The organism is Nonomuraea sp. NPDC050451 (assembly GCF_044458585.1).
This window is the reverse complement of record NZ_JBITHZ010000036.1, coordinates 49,250-70,608: the sequence shown is the minus strand read 5'-3', so window position 1 is coordinate 70,608 and position 21,359 is coordinate 49,250. Positions and strand designations below refer to the sequence as shown.

Sequence of the window (21,359 nt, the reverse complement as noted above, 5' to 3'; positions counted from 1 at the left end):
CGGTTGTGCCGGGAGGCGGCATGAGGTGGCTCATCACGGGCGCCGGCGGCATGCTCGCCGCCGACGTCCTCGACAGGGCGGCGTTGACGGGGGAGCCGGTGCTCGCGCTCGGCCGGGCCGAGCTGGACCTGCGCGACAGGCGCGCGGTGCGTGACTTCGTGTCCGCCTACCGGCCGAGAGTCGTGATCAACTGCGCCGGCTGGACCGCGGTGGACGACGCCGAGGCCAGTGAGGCGGAGGCGCTGACGGTCAACGGGCATGCCGTGCGCTGGCTGGCCGAGGCCTGCGACCTGGCTGGGGCGCGGCTGGTGCACGTCTCCACCGACTACGTCTTCGACGGGGACGGCGTGGTGCCGTACCCGGAGGACGCGCCGACGGGGCCGATCAACGCGTACGGGCGGACCAAGCTCGCCGGGGAGTACGCGGCGCTGGAGCACGGGCACTACGTGGTGCGCAGCGCCTGGCTCTACGGGATGGGCGGCGCGAACTTCGTGCGGACCATGATCCGCCTGGCGGGTGAGCGGCCCACGATCGACGTGGTCGACGACCAGCACGGCCAGCCGACCTGGGCGGCCGACCTGGCGGACTACCTCGTGCGGCTGGCCCGGTCGGACCTGCCGCCGGGCGTCTACCACGGCACCAGCGCGGGCGAGACCACCTGGTGCGGGTTCGCCAAGGAGATCTTCAGCCTGCTCGGCGCGGACCCGGACCGCGTACGCCCCGTGACCAGCGCCGCCTTCCCCCGCCCGGCCAAGCGGCCGGCCTACAGCGTGCTCGCGCACACCAGGGGGGAGCCGATCCGGCATTGGCGGGCGGCGCTGCACGCGGCCTGGCCGGTGCTGATGCGTGGACGCCGGTGCAGCGTCGCCTGAGGGACTCGATGCTGTGGCTCGTGGTGGCAGGCCTGGCCGGATGGGCGGGCCTGCGCCTGTGCGGATGGGAGCCGAAGTTCGTCTGGTCCCAGCTGGTGTCGTTCACTCCCTACGCGGCCGTGCTCGCGCTGGTGCCGCTGGGCTTCGCGGTCTTCCTGCGCTCCGGTGTGCTGCTGGTGGCCGCGCTGGTCGTGACCGCGGCCTTCGCGGTCATCGTGCTGCCGCGCGCCATCCCGGAGGGCAACCCGCCCGCCGGTGGCCCGGTGCTGCGGGTGATGGCCGTCAACCTGCTGCACTCTTCCGTGCTGCCGCCCGACCTGGTCGACGCGGTCGAGCGCGAACGGCCGGACGTGCTGCACCTGCTGGAGTTCACCGGCCTGATGCGGAAACGGGTGGAGGAACTCGGGCTGGGGCGGCTGCTGCCGTACGAGATCGTCCTGCCGGGGGAGAACTCCCAGGGCGCGGCGATCTACTCGCGCTACCCGCTGCGGCCGGGGGACGCGCCGATCGCGGCCCCCGCCTTCGAGGAGAGCCCGCGCCACCTTCCCGCCGTCGTCACCCTGCCGGGCGGACGGGAGGTGGACCTCGTCGCGGTCCACGCGTGCGCGCCCTCAGAGGGCTGGCGTACGGCGTGCTGGGCGTCGAGCATCCGGGCGTTGCCACCCGCCGGAGGGCGCCTGCGGGTGCTGGCCGGCGACTTCAACTCCACCCTGGACCACGCGGTGCTGCGCGACCTGATCGCCACCGGCTACCGGGACGCCGCCGACGTCACCGGAAAGGGGCTGTCCATGACCTGGCCCTACTACGAGCAGCCGCGGTTGTTCCCGAAGGTGGCCATCGATCATGTGCTGGCCGACCGCCGGATCGCGATCCGGAGCTTCCAGACCCTGCGGGTGCCCCGGACGGACCACCGCGCGACGCTCACCGAGCTGGTCCTCCCGTGATGTCACGTTTCCTGAGCCGGAACCGATATGTCATGGACACCCAGGGGGATGGATGACGAGGTTGCCGGAGCAGACCTCCAGGAAGACGATACTCGGCACCACACTGGACGCCCTCACCATGCGCCAGGTGATCGCGCGGTGCGTGGCGGCGGTCTCGGAGAACAGGAGGCTCACCATCGGCGTGGTGAACGCCGCCAAGGTGGTCAACATGCGTGCCGACGCCGAGTTACGGCAGTCCGTGCTCGACAGCGATCTCGTGCTGGCCGACGGTCAGGCGGTGGTCTGGGCCGCGCGGATGCTCGGTCACCGGCTTCCCGAGCGGGTGGCGGGCATCGACCTGTTCACCGAGCTGATGGCCGAGGGGGACCGGCGCGGCTACCGCGCCTATTTCCTCGGCGCGACCGACGAGGTGCTGGCCCGGGTGCTGGCAGAGGTACGGCAGCGCTACCCAGGGCTGGGCATCGCCGGGTCGCGCAACGGATATTTCCCGGTGGAGGACTCGGCCGAGGTCGCCGCCGAGATCGCCGAATCCCAGGCCGACCTGTTGTTCCTGGGCATCACCTCGCCGAAGAAGGAGATCTTCATCCGCGAGTGGGGCGAGAGCACCCGGGCGCGGATCATCCACGGCGTGGGCGGCTCGTTCGACGTGCTGGCCGGGCACACCCGCAGGGCGCCGCTGCGCTGGCAGCGCCTGGGCCTGGAATGGCTCTACCGCATGCTGCAGGAGCCGTTGCGGCTCGGTCCGCGCTACGTGCGGACCAACGGCAGATTCCTGCTCCTGGTGCTCCGGGAGCGGGTCGGTGTCAAACGCAGGATCGAGGAGACGACGTGACGGATCACCGGATCGCTCTGCTGAGCTCCGGACATCAGGACTTCGTGACGGGCATGGTGGACCTGTCCGTGCGCGGGCTGCCGCCGGGCTACGCCGACGGCGAGTTCGTGTTCACCCGCCGCGGCCGCCAGAACGCCGACGGGACGTGGACAGCGGCGCCGGAAGGGCGCAGCATCCGCTACTCGGCGATCGTCGCGCTCGGCGTGGGGACCCTGACGGAGCAGCGGCAGCGGGCGGCCCTGGCCGGTGACAGCCTCCTCGACCTGGTGGGCAACCTGGTCAAACGGCTGCCGGAGGTGACGGGGACCGGCGACGCCGCGCTGATCTGCTGGGCGGCCGCGGAGGCCGGGCACGCCGATCTGGACCTGGCGCTGAGCCGGCTCGCGGAGCTGGACACGGGCGCCCAGATCTACACCGTCGAGGCGGCGTGGGCGCTGGCCGCCCTGGTCGCGGCCGGTGTGACCGACGGCCGGGCCGAGCGCGCCCGTGAGCGGCTGCTGGCCGGGCTGGCGGGCAACCGGCTCTACCCGCACGCGCTCGGGAAGGGGCCGCTGGTCCCCCGGTACCGCGCCCACGTGGGCTGCTTCGCCGACCAGGTCTACCCGCTGCAGGCGCTGGCCAGGCTGCACGCCGCCACCGGCGACGCCGAGGCGCTGCGCGCGGCCGAGCAGGTGGCGGAGGGCATCTGCCGCGCGCAGGGCCCGCAGGGGGAGTGGTGGTGGCATTACGACGCCCGCACCGGGTCGGTGGTCGAGGGCTATCCGGTCTACAGCGTTCATCAGCTGTCGATGGGGCCGATGGCGCTGCTCGACCTGGCCGACGCGGGGGGCACCGCCTACGTGGCGGAGATCTCCAAGGGGCTCGACTGGATGATCGAGCGGCCCGCCTTCGTGCTCGAGGAGCTCGCTCTGACGTGGCGCAAGGAGGCCAGGGCGGATCCCCGCAAACTGGTGCGCGGGGTGCGGGCGGTGGCGACGGGAGTGCATCAGGGGATGCGCCTCGGCGTGCTGGACCGGATCTACCCGCCCGTCGCCGTCGATCGGGAGTGCCGGCCGTACGAGCTGGGGTGGTTGCTTTATGCGTGGCTGTCCACTTGTGGACAGCCCTCGTGACTTCCGCCTGATTCGGTGCGATAGATCGAGTTCAGGGCTCGGGGGAGTTTCAGCTCAAGGGGGTTCCACGTGTTGAGGCGGCTTCGCCATGCGCTCCTTTCCGTTCTGCTGCTCACCACCGGCCTGACGCTCATCGCGCCGTCCGCCGCGCAGGCGCTGCCGGGCAGCTTCCAGAAACAGGTCGTCTTCAGCGGGCTGACCAACCCGACCAACATCGAGTTCGCCTCGGACGGCCGGGTGTTCGTCGCCGAGAAGAGCGGCCTGATCAAGGTCTTCGACTCGATCACCGACACCACGCCGGCGATCTACGCCGACCTGCGCACGCAGGTGCACAACTTCTGGGACCGCGGGCTCCTCGGCATGGCCCTGCACCCGAACTTCCCGGCCGACCCGCGCATCTACGTCCTGTACGCCTACGACGCGGTGCCCGGCGGCACCGCGCCACGCTGGGGTACGGCAGGCGTGAGCGCCGACCCCTGCCCGACCCCGCCCGGCGCCACCGGGGACGGCTGCCTCATCACCGGGCGCTTATCCTCGCTGGCGCCCTCGGGTGGCTCGGTCGTCGAGACCCCGCTGATCACCGACTGGTGCCAGCAGCACCCCAGCCACTCCGTCGGCGACCTCAAGTTCGGCCCCGACGGCATGCTCTACGCCAGTGGCGGCGACGGTGCCAGCTTCAACTTCGCCGACTACGGCCAGGACAACCTGACCAGCTCCGACGTCACCCCGGACAACCCGTGCGGCGACCCGCCGTCGGCGGTCGGCACGGCGCTCACCCCGCCGGCCGCCGAGGGCGGCGCGCTGCGCTCGCAGGACCCGCGCACCGGCGGTGACCCCGCGGCGCTCAACGGCACCGTCATCAGGATCAACCCGGACACCGGCGCGGCCGCGCCCGGCAACCCGAACGCCGGCAGCAGCGACCCCAATGTGGCCAGGACCATCGCCTACGGCCAGCGCAACCCGTTCCGCTTCACCATCCGGCCGGGCACCAGCGAGGTCTGGGCCGGTGAAGTCGGCTGGAACACGTGGGAGGAGATCAACCGGATCGCCGACCCCACCGGCCCGGTGAAGAACTTCGGCTGGCCCTGCTACGAGGGCGCCGCCAGACAGGGCGGCTACGACAACCTCAATCTGACCCTCTGCGAGAACCTCTACGCGGAGGGCGCCGCGGCGCACGCCCAGCCGTACTTCGCCTGGAACCACGGTTCCAAACCCGCGCCGAACGACCCGTGCCCGTCCGGCGGCTCGTCCTCCAGCGGCGTGGCCTTCTACAACGGCGGCCCCTACCCCGATGCCTACGACGGCGCGATGTTCTTCTCCGACTACAGCCGATCGTGCGTCTGGGTCATGACCAAGGGGGCGGGCGGCCTGCCCGACACGGCCACCATCACCACGTTCGACTCGGGCATGCCCGCCGTGGAGCTGCAGACCGGCCCCGGCGGAGACCTCTTCGCGGTCGACTTCTCCAACGGGCAGATCATCCGCTACCTCTACAACAACACCCCGCCGACCGCCGTCATCGGCGCGAGCGCCACGTCGGGCAACGCGCCGCTCACCGTGAACTTCACCTCCGCCGGATCCGCGGACGCCGACGGCGACCCGCTCACCTTCCGTTGGGACCTGGACGGCGACGGCGACTTCGACGACTCCACCTCGGCCACCCCGTCCTTCACCTACACCCAGCCGGGCTCCTACGTGGTGAAGCTGCGCGCCGATGACGGGCGCGGCGGCCTGGGGGACGCCACCGTCACGATCAACGTGAACAACACGGCGCCGACCGCGACCATCAACTCCCCGTCGTCCGCCCTGACCTGGGCGGTCGGGGACACGATCGCGTTCTCCGGCACCGGCACGGACGCCCAGGACGGCACGATTCCAGGGGCGCGGATGTCCTGGAAGCTGATCATGCATCACTGCCCCAGCACCTGCCACGAGCACGAGATCACCACGTTCACCGGCGCGAGCGGGTCCTTCGCCGCCCCGGACCACGAATATCCCGCTCACCTGGAGCTCAGGCTGACCGTGACGGACGCGCACGGCCTCACCGACACCAAGAGCGTGACACTCCAGCCGAAGACGGTGAACCTGACCTTCCAGACCTCGCCCACCGGGCTGCAGCTCGGCTTCAACAGCGAGCAGACCGTCGCCCCGTTCACCCGGACGGTGATCGTGGGCTCCCACAACTCGATCTCCGCGCCCTCGCCGCAGAGCGCCGACGGCTTCAGCCACACGTTCACCTCCTGGTCCGACGGCGGCGCGGCCAACCACAACCTCACCGCGCCCGCCACCGCGGCGACCCACACCGCGAGCTACCAGCGTTCACAGGCGCCGGACGGCCTGGTGGCCGCCTACGCGATGGACGAGGGCGGCGGCACGGCAGTCGCCGACGCCTCGGGCAAGGGCAACAACGGCACGGCCGCGAACACCGCGTGGAGCGTGACCGGCAAGTACGGCCAGGCGCTGTCGTTCAACGGCACGTCGAGCTGGGTGACGGTGGCTGATTCCGCGTCGTTGCGGTTGACCGGCGGGATGTCCTTGGAGGCGTGGGTGCGGCCTACGAGTGTCTCGGGGTGGCGGACGGTGCTGATGAAGGAGTTCGGCGCCGATCTGGCGTACGCGATCATGGGTAGCGGCAGCAGCGGTCCGGCGGCGTTCATCTATACGTCGTCGGGGGCGAACGCGCCGGCGGCGAGCAATCTGCCGTTGAACACCTGGAGTCATGTGGCGGCGACGTATGACGGGTCGACGTTGCGGATGTTCGTGAACGGCACGCAGGTGGCCACCAATCCGACGGGTGGCAACCTGCGTACCGGGACGAGTCCGTTGCGGATCGGCGGCAACAGCGGTTCGGGTGAGTACTTCAGCGGTCTCATCGACGAGGTCCGCGTCTACAACAAGGCACTCACCGCGGCCGAGATCACCACCGACATGAACACCCCCGTCGGCCAGCAGGGACCGCCCGACACCCAGGCGCCCACCGCGCCGGGCTCGCTGGCGGCGACCGGCGGCCCGGGCAGCGCCCAGCTGACCTGGACGGCCTCGACCGACAACGTGGCGGTGACCGGGTACACCGTCCACAGGTCCGCCACCGCCGGGTTCACCCCGTCCGGCGCCAACCAGGTGGGTTCGACCGCGAGCACGTCGTTCACCGACTCGGGCGTCGCGGCGGGCACGTACTACTACCGCGTCGTGGCCTTCGACGGGTCCAGCAACACCAGCCCGTCGTCCAACGAGGCGTCGGCCGTCGTGACCCAGCCGCCCACGGTCACCGGCCTGGTGGCCGCCTACGGGATGAACGCCGGCACCGGCACCGTCGTCGCCGACGCCTCCGGCACCGGCAACAACGGCACGGCCACCGCGGCGACCTGGTCGGCCGGCAAGTACGGCCAGGCGCTGTCGTTCAACGGCACGTCGAGCTGGGTGACGGTGGCTGATTCCGCGTCGTTGCGGTTGACCGGCGGGATGACCTTGGAGGCGTGGGTGCGGCCTACGAGTGTCTCGGGGTGGCGGACGGTGCTGATGAAGGAGTTCGGCGCCGATCTGGCGTACGCGATCATGGGTAGCGGCAGCAGCGGTCCGGCGGCGTTCATCTATACGTCGTCGGGGGCGAACGCGCCGGCGGCGAGCAATCTGCCGTTGAACACCTGGAGTCATGTGGCGGCGACGTATGACGGGTCGACGTTGCGGATGTTCGTGAACGGCACGCAGGTGGCCACCAATCCGACGGGTGGCAACCTGCGTACCGGGACGAGTCCGTTGCGGATCGGCGGCAACAGCGGTTCGGGTGAGTACTTCAGCGGTCTCATCGACGAGGTCCGCGTCTACAACAAGGCACTCACCGCGGCCGAGATCACCACCGACATGAACACGCCGGTCGGTTAACCCCGGCTGCTCTCGTCACGCAGCCAGGTGGTGTAGTCGCCCGCGCGGATCGCGCGGGCGGCTCTCCGCCTGGCCAGCACGGCCACCAGGGCGAAGACGACCGCCGCGCCCACCAGGCGCGGCTCTCCGGCCACGATGGCCAGCAGATCCCGCATGCCCGTGCGCTCCCCGGCCGTGGCCGAGCTCTGCTCCAGCTCGCTCACGCTGGTCGTGGCACGCACCCGGCGGCGCATCAGGTCGGCGACGGTACGCGGAGTCTGGATCACCGCACGGGCACTGGTCACGATCACGCGCTCGTCCGCTCCGAACGCCAGCGAGGCGGCCAGATCGTCGGCCATCGCCGGCGGCAGGGCACGGATCCGCGCGTTGCCCTCGTCGTTCACCGCGATGACGCCCCGGCCGAACAGCCCGGCGCGCACGTGCGGCAGCCGCGTCCAGATCGCGTAGTAGGCGCGGATCGGCCACGGGCGATCGGCCAGCGCCAGCTCCCGCTCGGGCGCGGCGGCGAGCGGCCCGTCCGGCGCGGCCAGCACGTCGGCCAGCGCGCGGACGGAGGCGGTGCTCAGCTCGATGTCGGCGTCCACGTACAGCCGGGGATATCCGCGTGCCGCCTCGTCGCCCATCCGCAGCGCCTCGCGCTTGGAGGGGACCGGCGTCGACAGGACGCGGACGTCGTACGGCTGCGTCGCGGCGACCGTGCCGTCGGTGCAGCCGTTGGCCACCACCACGACGTCGAACTCGCCGGGCGCGGCCTCCCGGAGGAGACCGTCCAGCAAGCGGCCGATCACCTTGGCCTCATTGTGGGCCGGTATCACGACGCTCACCACGATGGGAGTATCCCTGCTTCCTGAGCCTGCTTGAGCGTGGGCGCCGCGGCGTCCTTCGCGGAGATGATGGGCTCCCCGTCGAGGGGCCATTCGATGCCGAGATCCGGGTCCAGCGGGTGGACGCCGTGCTCCCGCGCCGGGTCGTACGTGGTGGAGCAGAGGTAGACGACGGTGGCCGACTCGCTGAGCGCCATGAAGGCGTGCCCCAGGCCCTCGGAGAGGTAGATCCCGCAGCGCGACACGTCGTTCAGCCGCACCGCCTCCCACTGGCCGAAGGTGGGCGAGCCCACGCGCACGTCCACGACGACGTCCAGCACCTCGCCCGAGACGCACATGACGTATTTGGCCTGACCTGGGGGGACGTCGGCGAAGTGGACGCCGCGCAGCACGCCGCGTTTGGAGACCGAACAGTTCACCTGCGCGAGGTCCATCGATTGCCCCAGCGCCTCCTGCAGGTCGGCGGCGCGGAAACTTTCCAGGAAGTCGCCCCGCGGATCGCTGTGGATGCGGGGGGTGTAGACAAGTGCTCCACTGATGCTCAGGTGCTTCATGAAGATACTTGTAACACTCCTTGGCGCCCACCCGAAGTACGTCTGTGGGTTTGCCATAGGGGGAAATCTTGTCATTTTCGGGTGGGGCCCATTGTTGAGGACATCGTGCCGGCTGTGTGGTTCGGCCGACCTGGTCGGTGTGGTGGATCTCGGGGCTACTCCGCCCTGTGAGCTCTTCCTCACCGCGGAACAGCTCGACCAGCCCGAGATCACTTATCCACTTCACCTGCGGGTCTGCACCAGCTGCTGGCTGGCTCAGATACCGCCGCTGATCACGCCGGAAGAAACTTTCACCGAATACGCCTACTTTGCCTCTTATTCCGCCTCCTGGGTGGAACACGCACGGCAGTTCGTCGACTCCGCTGTGGAACGTTTGAAGCCGTCGTTCGTGGCCGAGGTGGCCAGCAACGACGGCTACCTGTTGCAGCACGTCGTCGACCGCGGCATCAGGTGCCTGGGCATCGAGCCGTCGGCCAACGTGGGACAGGCGGCCAAGGACAAGGGCGTGCCGACGCTCACCGCGTTCCTGACGCCGGAGACGGGCGCCGCGGTGCGGGCCGAGAACGGTCCAGCCGACCTGGTCGTGGCCAACAACGTCTACGCGCACATCCCCGACGTGATCGGCTTCACCGAGGGCCTGCGCGCCCTGGTGGCCGACGACGGATGGGTGTCGATCGAGGTCCAGCACCTGCTCACGCTCATGGAGCTGAACCAGTACGACACGATCTACCACGAGCACTTCCAGTACTACACGGTCGCCTCCGCGCAGCGGGCGCTGGCCTCCGGCGGGCTGACTCTGGTGGACGTCGAGCTGCTGCCCACCCATGGCGGATCCATCCGGCTGTGGGCCCGGCCGTCGGGGGACCCGTCCGACCGGGTGCTCGACGTGCTCGCGCGGGAGAAGGCCGCCGGGCTCCACGATCTGTCCGGCTACGCCGGCTTCGCCGAACGGGTCGCACGCGTCCGCCGCGACCTGCTCCGCTTCCTGATCGACGCCGCCGAAGAAGGCAAGACGGTCGTCGGCTACGGCGCGCCGGGCAAGGGCAACACGCTCCTCAACCACTGCGGCATCCGCCAGGACCTGCTGGCCTACACGGTTGACCGCAACCCCTACAAGCACGGCAGATTCACTCCGGGCACCCGGATCCCCATCGCCGCTCCGGAGCGCATCGCTCAAGATCGTCCGGACTATGTGCTGGTCCTGCCGTGGAACCTGCGCGAAGAGCTCACCGCTCAGCTCTCCTATGTGCACGAATGGGGAGGCCGTCTGGTCTTCCCGATCCCACACCTGGAGGTCGTGTGAAGGTTGTCCTGTTCTGTGGAGGCTTCGGCACACGCATGCGTACGGGTGTGCCGGGCGAGGTGCCCAAGCCGATGGCGCTCGTCGGCCCGCGGCCGCTGCTCTGGCACGTCATGCGTTACTACGCGCACTTCGGGCACAAGGAGTTCATCCTGTGCCTGGGCTACGGTGCCCACCACATCAAGGACTTCTTCCTCGGCTACCAGGAAGCCACGTCCAACGACTTCGTCTTACGCGGTGGCAAGGTCGAGCTGCTGTCGAGCGACATCTCCGACTGGTCCATCTCGTTCGTGCAGACCGGGACCAACTCCCCGATCGGCGAACGGCTGCGCCGCGTCCGTCACCACCTGGACGGCGACGAGATGTTCCTCGCGAACTACGCGGACGTGCTCACCGACGCGCCGCTGCCCGACATCATCGACCGCTTCGTCGAGTCGGGCGCGGCCGCCTCGATGATGGTCGTGCCGCCGTCCCAGACCTTCCACTGCGTGGACGTGGGCGAGAACGGCCTGATCGGCGGCATCTCGCCGGTCAGCGAGATGCCGGTGTGGGTCAACGGCGGCTACTTCGTGCTGACCCAGGAGGTCTTCGAGCACATCCCGGAGAACGGCGACCTGGTCGCCGACGGCTGCGTGGAGCTGGCCAAGCGCGGACGCCTGCTGGCCTACCCCCACCGCGGCTACTGGCGGCCGACCGACACCGTGAACCAGCGGATGGAGCTGGACGAGGCCTACTCCCGGGGCGAGCGCCCGTGGGCCCTTTGGGAACGGTCCCGGTGATCGGCCTGCGCGCGGGGCGGCTCACCGGCGTCGTGGCGCTCGCCGCGCACTGTGACGACCTCGCGATCGGGGCCGGCGGCAGCCTGCTGACGATCTGCGCCGCCCGGCCCGGCATCCGCGTGGACGCGCTGGTGCTGTCCGGCGGCGGCACCGAGCGCGAGGACGAGGAGCGCGCGGCGCTGGCGGACTTCTGCCCGGGCGCGGACCTCCGCGTCACCGTGCTGAAGCTGCCCGACGGCTACCTGCCCGCCAGGTGGGAGGAGGCCAAGGCCGCGGTGGAGGAGCTGCGCGCCCGCACCGAGCCGGGCCTGATCTACGCACCCTGGCGGGGCGACGCCCACCAGGACCATCGCGGGCTGGCCAAGCTCGTGCCCACGGCCTTCCGCGACCACCTGACGCTCGGCTACGAGATCGTCAAATGGGACGGCGACCTCGCCGCGCCCTCCGTTTTCCAGCCGCTCACGGAGGAGGTGGCGGAGCTGAAGGTCGATCTGCTCCAGCGCCACTACGCCTCCCAGCGGCACCGGCCCTGGTACGACCGCGAGGCGTTCCTGGGCCTGGCCCGCATCCGCGGCATCGAGTGCCACGCGCGCTATGCCGAGGCGTTCCACGTTTCCAAGCTGACCGTCGATCTGGAGAACTGATGCGGGTACTTCTCACCGGCCACCAGGGCTACCTGGGCAGCGTGATGGCTCCCATGCTGGCCGAGGCCGGACACGAGGTGGTCGGCCTGGACTCCGGCCTGTTCGCCGACTGCCTGCTCGGTCCCGAGCCCGGGAAGGTCGAGACGTACGCGGTGGACCTGCGTGACGCGGGTCCCGAACACGTGGCGGGATTCGACGCGGTGATCCATCTGGCCGCGCTGTCCAACGACCCGCTCGGCGCGCTCGCGCCCGACCTGACCTACGACATCAACCACCACGCCTCCGTCCGGCTGGCCAGGCTGGCCAAGGAGGCGGGCGTGCGCCGCTTCCTGTACGCCTCCACCTGCTCGGTCTACGGCGCGTCCGGCGGCGAGGAGCTGCTGGACGAGGACGCGCCGCTGCGCCCGGTGACGCCGTACGCCGAGTCCAAGGTGCGGGTCGAGGACGACCTGGCTGCGCTGGCCGACGACGACTTCACGCCGGTGTTCCTGCGCAACGCCACCGCCTTCGGATTCTCCCCGAGGCTGCGCGCCGATATCGTGCTGAACAACCTGGTGGGCCACGCGCACCTGACCGGCGAGGTCCGGGTGCTGTCCGACGGCACGCCCTGGCGCCCGCTGGTCCACGCCAGGGACATCGCCGACGCCTTCGCGGCCGCTCTCGTCGCGCCCCGCGAAGCCGTGCACGCGACGGCCTTCAACGTGGGCACCGAGGTCAACAACGTGACCGTCGCCGAGATCGCGGCCGAGGTCGTCGCAGCGGTGCCCGGATCGACGCTGACCATCACCGGCGAGACGGGATCCGATCCGCGCTCCTACCGCGTCGACTTCTCCCGGATCAGGGCCGCGCTGGGCTACGAGGCGCGCTGGACGGTCAAGGCGGGCGCGGTGGAGCTGATCGACGCCTACCGCGAGCACGGTCTGACCAAGCAGGACTTCGAGCGCCGCTTCACCAGACTGGCCCGGCTCGCCGACCGGCGCGAGGCAGGCACCGTCGACGACACCCTCCGGCCATGACCGGCGAGGAGATGCACGACCTGGTACGGCGGCTCTACCCGCTGTGCCGGAGCATCACCGGCGCCGGGCTGCGGCAGACCCTGGAGATCATCGGCGAGTCGATCCCGCTGGAGATCACCCAGGTGCCGACCGGGACCAGGGTCCTCGACTGGACGATCCCCCGGGAATGGAACATCCGCGACGCCTATATCAGGGACGCCGCGGGCAACAAGGTGGTCGACTTCCAGGACTCCAACCTGCACGTCGTGGGATACAGCGTGCCGGTCGAGGCCACGATGTCCCTGGAGGAGCTGCGCGGGCACCTGCACACGCTGCCCGGGCAGCCGGACCTGATCCCGTACCGGACCAGCTACTACGCCGAGACCTGGGGCTTCTGCCTGAGCCAGAACACCCTGGACGGGATGGCCGACGGCCCGTACGAGGTCAGGATCGACTCCACGCTGGCCGACGGGCACCTGACCTACGGTGAGCACGTCATCCGCGGCAGCAGCTCCCAGGAGGTGCTGATCTCCTGCCACGTCTGCCATCCCTCGCTGGCCAACGACAACCTGGCCGGCGTGGCGGTGGCCGTCGCCCTGGCGCAGCGGCTGTCCGACCCCTGGTACACCTACCGGTTCATCTTCGCGCCCGGCACCATCGGCGCGATCACCTGGCTCGCACTGAACCGGGAGCGCACCGACCGCATCAGGCACGGCGTGACGCTGGCCTGCGCGGGGGACAGCGGCACGATCACCTACAAACGCAGCAGGCGCGGCGACGCCGAGATCGACCAGGTCTTCGCGCACGTGCTGAAGGACCGGCCGCACACCGCCCTGGACTTCTCCCCGTACGGCTACGACGAGCGGCAGTACTGCTCGCCGGGGTTCAACCTCGCCGTCGGCTCGCTGACCAGGACACCGTACGGCGGATACCCGGAATATCACACCTCAGCCGACAATCCCGACTTCGTGCGTCCCGAGGCGATGGAGGACACCCTTGAGACGCTGTGGACGGCCGTGCGGGTTCTGGAGGGCAACCGCCGCTACCAGAACCTCAGCCCGTACGGCGAGCCCCAGCTGGGGACCCGAGGCCTGTACGGGTCACTCGGCGGGCGCAGTGACACGAAGCAGGCGCAGATGGCGATGTTGTGGGTGTTGAGCCTTTCCGACGGGCTGAACAGTCTCCTGGACATCGCGGAACGGTCGAACCTGCCGTTCCAGGCAGTAGCGGACGCGGCTCATGCCCTGCAGAACGCGGGCCTGGTGAAGGAGTGGATGGGTTGAACCTGGCGCTGAAAGTCGGCGACATGGTCGAGGTCCTCAGCGCGGAGGAGATCCTCGCCACGCTCGATGACAAGGGTGAGCTGGACAGCCTCCCTTTCATGCCGGAGATGCTGCGGTTCTGCGGGCAACGGCTCACCGTGCACAAGGTGGCCAACAAGCTCTGCGACACCATGACCATGACCGGGATGCGGCGCATGGAGGACGCCGTCCATCTGACGGGCTCCCGCTGCGACGGCTCGGCCCATGGCGGCTGCCAGACCGCCTGCCTGCTCTACTGGAAGACCGCCTGGCTCAAGCGGGTGGACGGGCCGCCCACCTCGGAGCCGGCCATCCGCCCCGAACAACCGCTGCTGCCGATCCTGGAGGTCAACACCCGCAGGGAGCCGGGGCCGGAGGGCGAGGAGCGCTTCCGCTGCCAGGCCACGGAGCTGCTGCGCGCCGCCCCGGACCACCTCCCGTTCCGTGACATGAAGCAGTACGTCGCCGACATCCAGGTGGGCAACGCCGGGGTCGGATCGACCCTCCGCACGCTCTTCTTCGGGCTGTTCAACCGCTACCAGCGCCTGTCCAGGAAGTTCCCGAAGTGGTTGCGCATCAAGGGCGGCCTGGCCTGGGGCTTCGTACGGCCGGGCCCGCACAGCGGCCGCACGCCGACGGGCACGACCGACCTCCAGCCGGGTGAGCTGGTGCGGATCAAGTCGAGAGACGAGATCGTCGCCACGCTGAACTCCAAGGGGTTCAACCGCGGGCTGGGCTTCGAGGAGGACATGGCGCGTTCGTGCGGCCGCGTCGCCCGCGTGAGCGCCCGCGTCGAGCGCTGCATCGACGAGAAGACGGGCGAGATGCTGGAGATGAAGAACCCCTGCATCGCGCTCGAAGGAATCGTCTGCGACGGCGTCTACAAGTCCAACTGCCCCCGCGCGTTCGTCCCGTTCTGGCGGGAGATCTGGCTGGAGCGGATCAGCGAGCCAAGCTAGGAAGGCGGGCATGGCAGAGCAACCGGGCCCGGACATCAGTGACATCGGGCGTAAGGCGGGCCGAGGGGCCGTGTGGAGCTTTCTCGGCACACTGGTCACCCGCGCGGGCTCGTTCATCCTCGGCCTGATTCTGGCCAGACTCCTCGCGCCGGCGGACTTCGGCATCTACGCCGTCGCGCTCGCGGCCACCCAGTTCGTCATGGTGGTCAAGGACGTCGGCGTCATGTCGGCCGTCGTGCAGTGGCGTGGGCGCCTGGAGGACATCGCGCCCACGGCGACGACCCTGACCATGATCTCCGCACTGGGCCTGTACGGGATCTTCTGGGTCGGCGCGCCGTACTTCTCGATGCTGGCGGGCAGCGAGGAGGCCACGTCCGTGGTGCGCATCCTCACTGCGGTCATCCTCGTCGAGGCGGTCACCGCGGTGCGCAGCGCGGCCCTGTTGCGCTGGTTCCGCACCGGCAAGAACACCAAGGCGGTCCTCGCGGGCTTCCTCGTCAACGCGCCGGTGGCCATCGTCCTGGCGATCAACGGGGCGGGCGCGTACAGCTTCGCCTGGGGACAGCTCGTGGGCGCCGTGGTCACCGGCGTCTTCATGCTGCTCTACGCGCGGCTGCCGTACCGGTTCGGGTTCGACCGGCAGATCGCGGCCAAGCTGCTGCGGTTCGGCATCCCCTCGGCAGCGGGGATCGCGCTGGAGATCACGCTGCTCAACGTGGGCTACATCATCGTCGGCAACATCATGGGCGAGGACTGGCTCGGCTTCTACCTGATGGCCTTCAACGTGTCGAGCTGGGTGCCCGGCATGATCGGCAGCGCCATTCGCATGGTGTCGATCGCCGGCTTCTCCCGGCTGGCCGAGCGGAACGAGGAGTCCCTGTCGCTCGGCGTGCAGAAGACCGTGCCGCTGCTCATCGCCGCGGTGCTGCCGCTGGCCGTCTTCATGGCGCTGCTCGCGCACCCGTTGATCATCTTCATCTACGGCCCGAAGTGGGAGCTGGCCGCCGGCGTGCTGCGGTTCCTGGCGGTCCTGATGGTGGTGCGCATGCTCACCTCCTTCGCCCTCGACATCCTGAACGGGCAGGGCGCCACCCGCTCGACGGTCTGGATGAACCTCGGGCACGCGGCGGCGATGATCCCGGCGGTCATCGTCGGCACGAATCTCGACGGCATCCGCGGCGCCGCGATCGGGCAGGCGGCCGCCGCCGTGCTCGTCGCCCTTCCGCTCGCCGTGCTCGCCGTCCAGCGGGCCGGGGTACGGCTCGCCCCGGCCCTGCCGGGTCTCGTCCGCCCGGCGGCCGGAGCGCTGATATGCGCGGCCGTCATGCTGGGCCTGGCGATGCTGACCCAGGGGAGCCCCCTGATCCAGCTCATCGTGGCGGGCGGCGGCGGCCTGCTGGCCTACGTGCTGGTCGTGGTGACCCGCGACCAGTTCCACATTGTGAGTGATCGCCTGGTGCGGCTGCTTCCCGCCCGCGCGCGATGACCTCGAGGAGAAGCGATGCTGGTGTCCATCGGAATCCCGGTCCGCAACGGTGCGGACCGCCTGGAGGCGGCCGTGCGGTCGGCGCTCGCCCAGGACCACGCCGAGATCGAGGTGGTGATCTCGGACAACGCCTCCACCGACGCCACGGAGGAGCTGTGCCGTGAGCTGGCGAGGCAGGACAGCCGGATCGCCTACTACCGGCAGCCGCGTGACCTGCACGTGGTCGGGAACTTCGTGGAGGTGCTGCGGCGGGCGCGGGGGGAGTTCTTCCGCTGGATGGGCGACGACGACCTGCTCGAACCGGGCTACGTCTCCCGGACCCTGGAGCCGTTCCTGGCCGACGAGCGGCTCATCCTGGTCACCTCGGACGTCAGCTACACCGGGCCGGACGGGACGGTCCACCGGCCCCGCTACCGCGGCACCCAGATGCTCTCCGACGACCCCATCGACCGCCTGGACGAGCTGTGGGACGTCGTCACCACCCAGCACCACGGACTCGACCCCCTCTACGGCCTGATGCGGCGCGAGCAGGTGGCCGCCGTGCCCCGGCCGCTGATGATCCGTGAGGACGAGGTCTACGCCACCATGCTCGCGCTGACCGCGCCCTGGGGCCACGTGCCGGAGACGCTCGCCCACCGCAACCTGCGCGAGCGGCGCCTGCCCGGGATCGCCGCGGCGCTCGGCGTGCCGGCCTGGACCGCGCATTTCGCCACCACGCTGCAGTTCCGGGCGATGTACCGAGCGGTGCGGCTCATGGAGCTGTCCACCGAGCAACGCAACCGTGCCCACGCCGTGCTGCTGCGTACCTACTGGCGCCGGCAGCAGCAGATGCTGACGCACCGCAGCCGCAAACTCGCCGGGTTGGCCGCCCGACTCGTCTCCTCGAAAGGGTGATCTCCTCGTGTTGATTCGCATCGTGCGGCTGCTCATGCAGCCGGGCCGGATCCTGCTGGCCGTCATGCGGCGTCTGCCGTTCGGCTCGTACCAGCTGCGCTGCTCGCTCGACCTCTACCCGAGGCCGCACTACGCCTACGGCGTGCAGCAGGCGGCCGAGCTGGCCAGGCGCCTCGGCGTCGCCCGGATCAGCGTGGTCGAGTTCGGCGTCGCGGGCGGCGCGGGCATGGTGGAGCTCAACCGCATGGCGGCGCTGGCGTCGGCCGCCTCGGGCGTGAAGATCGACGTCTACGGCTTCGACACCGGCGCCGGGCTGCCCAAGCCCACCGACTTCCGGGACCTGCCCTACATCTGGCGCGAGGGCGACTTCGTCATGGACGTCGACGCCCTCCGGGCACGGCTGGGAGAGGCCACTCTGGTCCTGGGCAACATCGAGGACACGGTCGGCGAGTTCCTCGACAGCGAGCGCCCGGCACCGATCGGGTTCGTCTCCATCGACGTCGACTTCTACTCCTCGACCGCGGCGGCGCTGCGGCTGTTCAAGGGCGACCACAAGTACTTCCTGCCCCGCGTGTTCTGCTACCTCGACGACACCGTCGGCGACGACGACCAGATCATCCACAACGACTATGTCGGCGAGCTCAGCGCGATCCGGGAGTTCAACGAGGACAACGACCTGATGAAGCTGGCGCCGATCAACGGGCTGCGGCACAAGCGCCCGGTTCCCGCCCCCTGGAACGACAACATCCAGGCGCTGCACCGCTTCGACCACCCGGACTACTCGGTCTACGTGGGCAGGCCGGACACGCAGACACAGCTTCCTCTGTGACCCCTCTAACCTCCCTGTAACAAAGAAGCGGGCTAAGGCGAGAGAAGGGAAAAGAACCACGCGAGGGGGAAAATCTCGCTATGTCCGTTTTATTGGCAAATAGCCGAATCAACGATGATGTTCGGCGCAAAATGCTCTTCCAGGGAGACCTCTTCCTCTACTCCGCGACGCCTGCCTCGACCAAGCTGATCGAGTTCGCCCGCGAGTTGATCGAGGAGGCGTTCGAGGGCCGCGACCCCCAGACCGCCCAGTACGAGATGCCGGTCGAGGCGTTCGCGGCACTGCTCGCGGACCTCAAGCCGCGCTTCATCCACCACCCCACCAGCAAGAAGCTCCTCGTCACCCTGCTCGACGAGCTGGGCATGGCGCTGGACAAGACCTACTTCGACGTGCCGAGGCTGCGCACCTCCACCGCCGACCACTACCTCGACTCCGGCATCTCCTACGCCTACCACGCTCATCGCGACTGCTGGTACGCCGCGCCGTTCTGCCAGGTCAACTGGTGGATGCCGATCTACGAGGTGGTCCCGGAGAACGTTTTCGCCCTGCACCCGCAGTACTTCGACCGCCCCGTGCGCAACGGCAGCGGCCGATACGACTACGCGGAATGGACCGCCGTCAGCCGGCCCACGGCCGCCCAGCACATCCACAGCGACACCCGGGAGCAGCCCAAGCCGGAGGAGGCGCTCGACCTCGAGACCGAGCTGCGGCTGGTGCCGGAGCCGGGCGGGATGCTGCTCTTCTCCGGGGCGCACCTGCACTCGACCGTCACCAACACCTCCGGCAGGACCCGCTTCAGCATCGACTTCCGCACCGTCCACATCGACGACGTCCGCTCCCGCGCGGCGGCGCCCAACGTGGACGCCACCTGCCGCGGCACCACCCTGCGCGACTTCTACCGGGCCGACGACCTGACGCGCATCCCGGAGGAGCTCGCGGCGGAGTACGAGGCCGAGGCGCTGGCCAAGCTCACCTGACGAACCGCGCGCGTACGGCGTCGCGCAGGCCCTTCCAGCTCCGGTGCCGTTGGAAGGGCAACTCGAAGACCGAGGCGAACAACCACGCCGTCCCCACGCTCACCGGCACTGCCAGGGCGAGCGTGAGGAGAAAGGTCGGCATGCCCGGCGGCACGTACGGCGCCACGACCAGCCGGTTGATCATGACGACGAGCGGTGAGTGGATCAGGTAGAGGCTGTAGGAGAAGGAGCCCAGCCGCCGGAGCGGACGCGTGTCGAGCAGCCGTACCAGCCAGACCGGCTTGCCCGTCGCCACGCCCGTCAGCAACAACCCGGCGGCCGGGCCGACCGCCAGATCCACCCAGAAGAAGTTCGCGACCACCCAGACCGGCCCGGCGACCACGATCAGCAGGAGCACCGGGACCGCGGCGGCCGCCGCGAACCAGTGCCAGGGCAGGCGCTCCGTACGCTCCTGCGCGCGCACGACGCCGGCGCAGACCGCCCCCATGGCGAAGAGCGCGGCGAACTGCGGCGTCAGCCGCATCAGCAGGTCCACGGCCGGCACGGAAGGCGCCAGCGCCCCCACCGCCACGACGATCAGGGTCACCGCGCCGAGCATCACCGCCGCGCCCATCTTGCGCAGGACCAGCAGCATCAGCGGGAACACCAGGTAGAGCTGCGCCTCGACGGCGATCGACCACAGGGCCCCGTTGGGACTGGGGGAGCCGAAGACGTCCTGCAGAAGGAGCCCGTAGATGAGGACCGACTGCCCGGTGGGCGTCTGCTGCCCGGGCTGCGGGATGACCGCCCACGCGATCACCAGGCTAAACGCCAGCGCCGCCCAGTAGGGCGGCAGGATGCGCCAGGCGCGGCGGTTGAGGAACGTGGGGATGCCGCCCAGCTGCCAGCCGGAGCGGGCGGGCGAGATCGCCAGCGAGAAACCGGACAGGACGATGAACACCACGACCGCGAAATGGCCGTAGAGCAGCCATCCCGTCCACCCGGGCGCGTCGTTGACCGGGAACCCGGGGAAGGACAGGAGCCAGCAATGGTGAAGGACGACGAACAGCGCCGCCAGGCCCCGTAAGCCGTCGAGTCCGGCCAGCCTGCGCCGCGTCGCCGGACGCTCTACCGTGATCCCCACCCGAAGCCCCCGTCGCCGTAGTCGTAGGTCTATCGCTTCGACTACGCGCGGTGTAACCGTTCTACGGAGATGTAACGTCTGGCCGAGGATGGGCGATGGTCCGCTATAGGGCAAGCATTGCTGATGCGGGGGAACGTACCAAAATGGAGTTCTGGAAGACGATTCTTGGTCTTCTCCGCCGAGTTCTCATAGGCCCGCCACTGATCTGTCTGTCGATCCTGGTGGGCGTTGTGGTGTACGCGGTCATTCCGGCGCACTACACGACCGATGTCTCCCTCGTGCTGGCCACGCCGGTGAACGGGGGCACCGTCCCCTCCGACAAGACCAAGCAGGGGCTCACCAACCCGTTCCTCTCCTTCAACGACGCGCTGAAGACCGGTGCCAGCATCGTCATCCTGTCGATGAACACGCAGGACGTCTGGACCCAGCTCGGCGCCCCCAAGGACGGCCCGACGGAGATCACGATCGACGACGGGCGCTCCAACCCCAACGTCCTGGACATCAACGGGCCCTACATCTACATCAGGGTCGACAGCGAGTCTCCCCGGCAGGCCACGGCCGTGCTGATGGCGGCACGCGAGCGCGTGGCGACCGAGTTGTTCAAATGGCAGAAGGCGCTCGGCGCCCCGGCGAACACCTTCATCACGTCCACCGACATCGTGCCGCCGTCCACCCCCGAGGCCGACCACAGCGTGAACTGGCAGGGGGCGATCGGCGGCGCCCTGCTCTCCCTGCTCCTGGGCCTCGGCATCGCCTACGGCGTGGTGACCAGGCGCGCGCCCAAGCAGTTGAAGCAGCCGGAGCCGCCGGCGCCCGTGGCGGCGCCCATGGCGGTCCCGGTGGTCGCCCCCGTGGCGGTCCCAGTGGTCGCTCCTATGTCGGCGCAGGAGCCGGTGCCCGTGCCGGAGCCGGTGGAAACGCCGGAGCCGGCGCCCGTGGACCTCGACGAGGACAGCTCCTCCACCATGGAGTTCCCCGTCTACCGGGGGGAGCAGCTCTCTCCCGTGCCCTGGCCCGGGAAGGCCACCCAGGACGACGGCGAGGGATGAGGC

At 69.8% G+C, this 21,359-nt stretch carries 19 protein-coding genes and 1 pseudogene; 17 read left to right on the top strand and 3 right to left on the bottom strand.

Annotation, left to right across the window (positions count from 1 at the left end; genetic code table 11):
- The first annotated feature begins 20 nt into the window (after positions 1 to 20).
- The 5 genes from rfbD (at position 21) to ACIBI9_RS54290 (ending at position 7,642) form a co-directional block, all read left to right on the top strand.
- The gene (gene rfbD / locus ACIBI9_RS54310; RefSeq protein WP_397235305.1) at positions 21 to 872 is read left to right on the top strand and encodes a dTDP-4-dehydrorhamnose reductase; all 852 of its coding nucleotides are present in this window, start codon (positions 21 to 23) and stop codon (positions 870 to 872) included.
- Positions 857 to 1,816 carry an endonuclease/exonuclease/phosphatase family protein gene (locus ACIBI9_RS54305; protein ID WP_397235304.1) on the top strand — a complete coding sequence of 320 codons (960 nt, stop codon included), beginning with the start codon at positions 857 to 859 and terminating at the stop codon, positions 1,814 to 1,816. The genes rfbD and ACIBI9_RS54305 overlap by 16 nt, the downstream gene beginning before the upstream one ends.
- A 52-nt stretch (positions 1,817 to 1,868) precedes the next feature.
- Positions 1,869 to 2,648: a WecB/TagA/CpsF family glycosyltransferase gene (locus ACIBI9_RS54300; RefSeq protein ID WP_397235303.1), complete on the top strand. Its 780-nt coding sequence runs from the start codon at positions 1,869 to 1,871 to the stop codon at positions 2,646 to 2,648.
- Complete coding sequence (locus ACIBI9_RS54295; RefSeq protein ID WP_397235302.1) at positions 2,645 to 3,760, top strand: hypothetical protein; 1,116 nt, start codon at positions 2,645 to 2,647, stop codon at positions 3,758 to 3,760. The genes ACIBI9_RS54300 and ACIBI9_RS54295 overlap by 4 nt, the downstream gene beginning before the upstream one ends.
- A 69-nt stretch (positions 3,761 to 3,829) precedes the next feature.
- A complete protein-coding gene (locus tag ACIBI9_RS54290; RefSeq protein WP_397235301.1) occupies positions 3,830 to 7,642 on the top strand; it encodes a LamG-like jellyroll fold domain-containing protein in 3,813 nt (1,270 codons plus the stop codon).
- Here the strand turns inward: ACIBI9_RS54290 and ACIBI9_RS54285 are convergent.
- Both ACIBI9_RS54285 and rfbC read right to left on the bottom strand, forming a co-directional pair.
- A complete protein-coding gene (locus ACIBI9_RS54285; protein ID WP_397235300.1) occupies positions 7,639 to 8,469 on the bottom strand; it encodes a glycosyltransferase in 831 nt (276 codons plus the stop codon). The genes ACIBI9_RS54290 and ACIBI9_RS54285 overlap by 4 nt on opposite strands.
- On the bottom strand, positions 8,463 to 9,020 hold the full coding sequence (gene rfbC / locus ACIBI9_RS54280) for a dTDP-4-dehydrorhamnose 3,5-epimerase (RefSeq protein ID WP_397235299.1): 558 nt from the start codon (positions 9,018 to 9,020) through the stop codon (positions 8,463 to 8,465). Before rfbC ends, ACIBI9_RS54285 begins: the two co-directional genes overlap by 7 nt.
- Between rfbC and ACIBI9_RS54275 the strand changes: the two are divergent.
- The 11 genes and pseudogenes from ACIBI9_RS54275 to ACIBI9_RS54225 form a co-directional block, all read left to right on the top strand.
- A pseudogene (locus tag ACIBI9_RS54275) lies at positions 9,004 to 9,300 on the top strand (class I SAM-dependent methyltransferase); the annotation flags it as partial. The gene rfbC and the pseudogene ACIBI9_RS54275 sit on opposite strands and share 17 nt — an antisense overlap.
- An 84-nt stretch (positions 9,301 to 9,384) precedes the next feature.
- Positions 9,385 to 10,323 (top strand): class I SAM-dependent methyltransferase, encoded by a 939-nt coding sequence (locus ACIBI9_RS54270; RefSeq protein ID WP_397235352.1) that lies wholly within the window; start codon positions 9,385 to 9,387, stop codon positions 10,321 to 10,323.
- Positions 10,320 to 11,099: a sugar phosphate nucleotidyltransferase gene (locus ACIBI9_RS54265; protein WP_397235298.1), complete on the top strand. Its 780-nt coding sequence runs from the start codon at positions 10,320 to 10,322 to the stop codon at positions 11,097 to 11,099. The genes ACIBI9_RS54270 and ACIBI9_RS54265 overlap by 4 nt, the downstream gene beginning before the upstream one ends.
- On the top strand, positions 11,096 to 11,743 hold the full coding sequence (locus ACIBI9_RS54260) for a PIG-L deacetylase family protein (RefSeq protein WP_397235297.1): 648 nt from the start codon (positions 11,096 to 11,098) through the stop codon (positions 11,741 to 11,743). Before ACIBI9_RS54265 ends, ACIBI9_RS54260 begins: the two co-directional genes overlap by 4 nt.
- Entirely contained in the window at positions 11,743 to 12,759 is a 1,017-nt protein-coding gene (locus ACIBI9_RS54255) for an NAD-dependent epimerase/dehydratase family protein (protein ID WP_397235296.1), read from the top strand. The genes ACIBI9_RS54260 and ACIBI9_RS54255 overlap by 1 nt, the downstream gene beginning before the upstream one ends.
- Entirely contained in the window at positions 12,756 to 14,021 is a 1,266-nt protein-coding gene (locus tag ACIBI9_RS54250; RefSeq protein ID WP_397235295.1) for a DUF4910 domain-containing protein, read from the top strand. The genes ACIBI9_RS54255 and ACIBI9_RS54250 overlap by 4 nt, the downstream gene beginning before the upstream one ends.
- Positions 14,009 to 14,998, top strand: coding sequence for a hypothetical protein (locus ACIBI9_RS54245; RefSeq protein WP_397235294.1), 990 nt, complete (start codon positions 14,009 to 14,011; stop codon positions 14,996 to 14,998). Before ACIBI9_RS54250 ends, ACIBI9_RS54245 begins: the two co-directional genes overlap by 13 nt.
- 10 nt (positions 14,999 to 15,008) lie before the next feature.
- Positions 15,009 to 16,484, top strand: coding sequence for an oligosaccharide flippase family protein (locus ACIBI9_RS54240; protein WP_397235293.1), 1,476 nt, complete (start codon positions 15,009 to 15,011; stop codon positions 16,482 to 16,484).
- A gap of 15 nt (positions 16,485 to 16,499) precedes the next feature.
- On the top strand, positions 16,500 to 17,378 hold the full coding sequence (locus tag ACIBI9_RS54235; RefSeq protein ID WP_397235292.1) for a glycosyltransferase family 2 protein: 879 nt from the start codon (positions 16,500 to 16,502) through the stop codon (positions 17,376 to 17,378).
- A gap of 7 nt (positions 17,379 to 17,385) precedes the next feature.
- On the top strand, positions 17,386 to 18,207 hold the full coding sequence (locus ACIBI9_RS54230) for a hypothetical protein (protein WP_397235291.1): 822 nt from the start codon (positions 17,386 to 17,388) through the stop codon (positions 18,205 to 18,207).
- Positions 18,208 to 18,338: 131 nt separating this feature from the next.
- Positions 18,339 to 19,184, top strand: a complete 846-nt coding sequence (locus tag ACIBI9_RS54225) for a hypothetical protein (RefSeq protein ID WP_397235290.1) — start codon at positions 18,339 to 18,341, stop codon at positions 19,182 to 19,184.
- On the opposite strand, the gene ACIBI9_RS54220 is transcribed toward ACIBI9_RS54225, so the two are convergent.
- Entirely contained in the window at positions 19,177 to 20,307 is a 1,131-nt protein-coding gene (locus ACIBI9_RS54220) for an acyltransferase family protein (RefSeq protein WP_397235289.1), read from the bottom strand. The genes ACIBI9_RS54225 and ACIBI9_RS54220 overlap by 8 nt on opposite strands.
- A 230-nt stretch (positions 20,308 to 20,537) precedes the next feature.
- Between ACIBI9_RS54220 and ACIBI9_RS54215 the strand changes: the two genes are divergently transcribed.
- Complete coding sequence (locus tag ACIBI9_RS54215) at positions 20,538 to 21,356, top strand: hypothetical protein (protein WP_397235288.1); 819 nt, start codon at positions 20,538 to 20,540, stop codon at positions 21,354 to 21,356.
- The last annotated feature ends 3 nt before the right edge of the window (positions 21,357 to 21,359 follow it).

Coding starts and splice junctions, on each gene's coding strand:
- rfbD (WP_397235305.1), top strand. CDS start 21: ATGAGGTGGCTCATCACGGGCGCCGGCGGCATGCTCGCCGCCGACGTC.
- ACIBI9_RS54300 (WP_397235303.1), top strand. CDS start 1,869: ATGACGAGGTTGCCGGAGCAGACCTCCAGGAAGACGATACTCGGCACC.
- rfbC (WP_397235299.1), bottom strand. CDS start 9,020: ATGAAGCACCTGAGCATCAGTGGAGCACTTGTCTACACCCCCCGCATC.
- ACIBI9_RS54255 (WP_397235296.1), top strand. CDS start 11,743: ATGCGGGTACTTCTCACCGGCCACCAGGGCTACCTGGGCAGCGTGATG.
- ACIBI9_RS54250 (WP_397235295.1), top strand. CDS start 12,756: ATGACCGGCGAGGAGATGCACGACCTGGTACGGCGGCTCTACCCGCTG.
- ACIBI9_RS54240 (WP_397235293.1), top strand. CDS start 15,009: ATGGCAGAGCAACCGGGCCCGGACATCAGTGACATCGGGCGTAAGGCG.
- ACIBI9_RS54235 (WP_397235292.1), top strand. CDS start 16,500: ATGCTGGTGTCCATCGGAATCCCGGTCCGCAACGGTGCGGACCGCCTG.
- ACIBI9_RS54225 (WP_397235290.1), top strand. CDS start 18,339: ATGCTCTTCCAGGGAGACCTCTTCCTCTACTCCGCGACGCCTGCCTCG.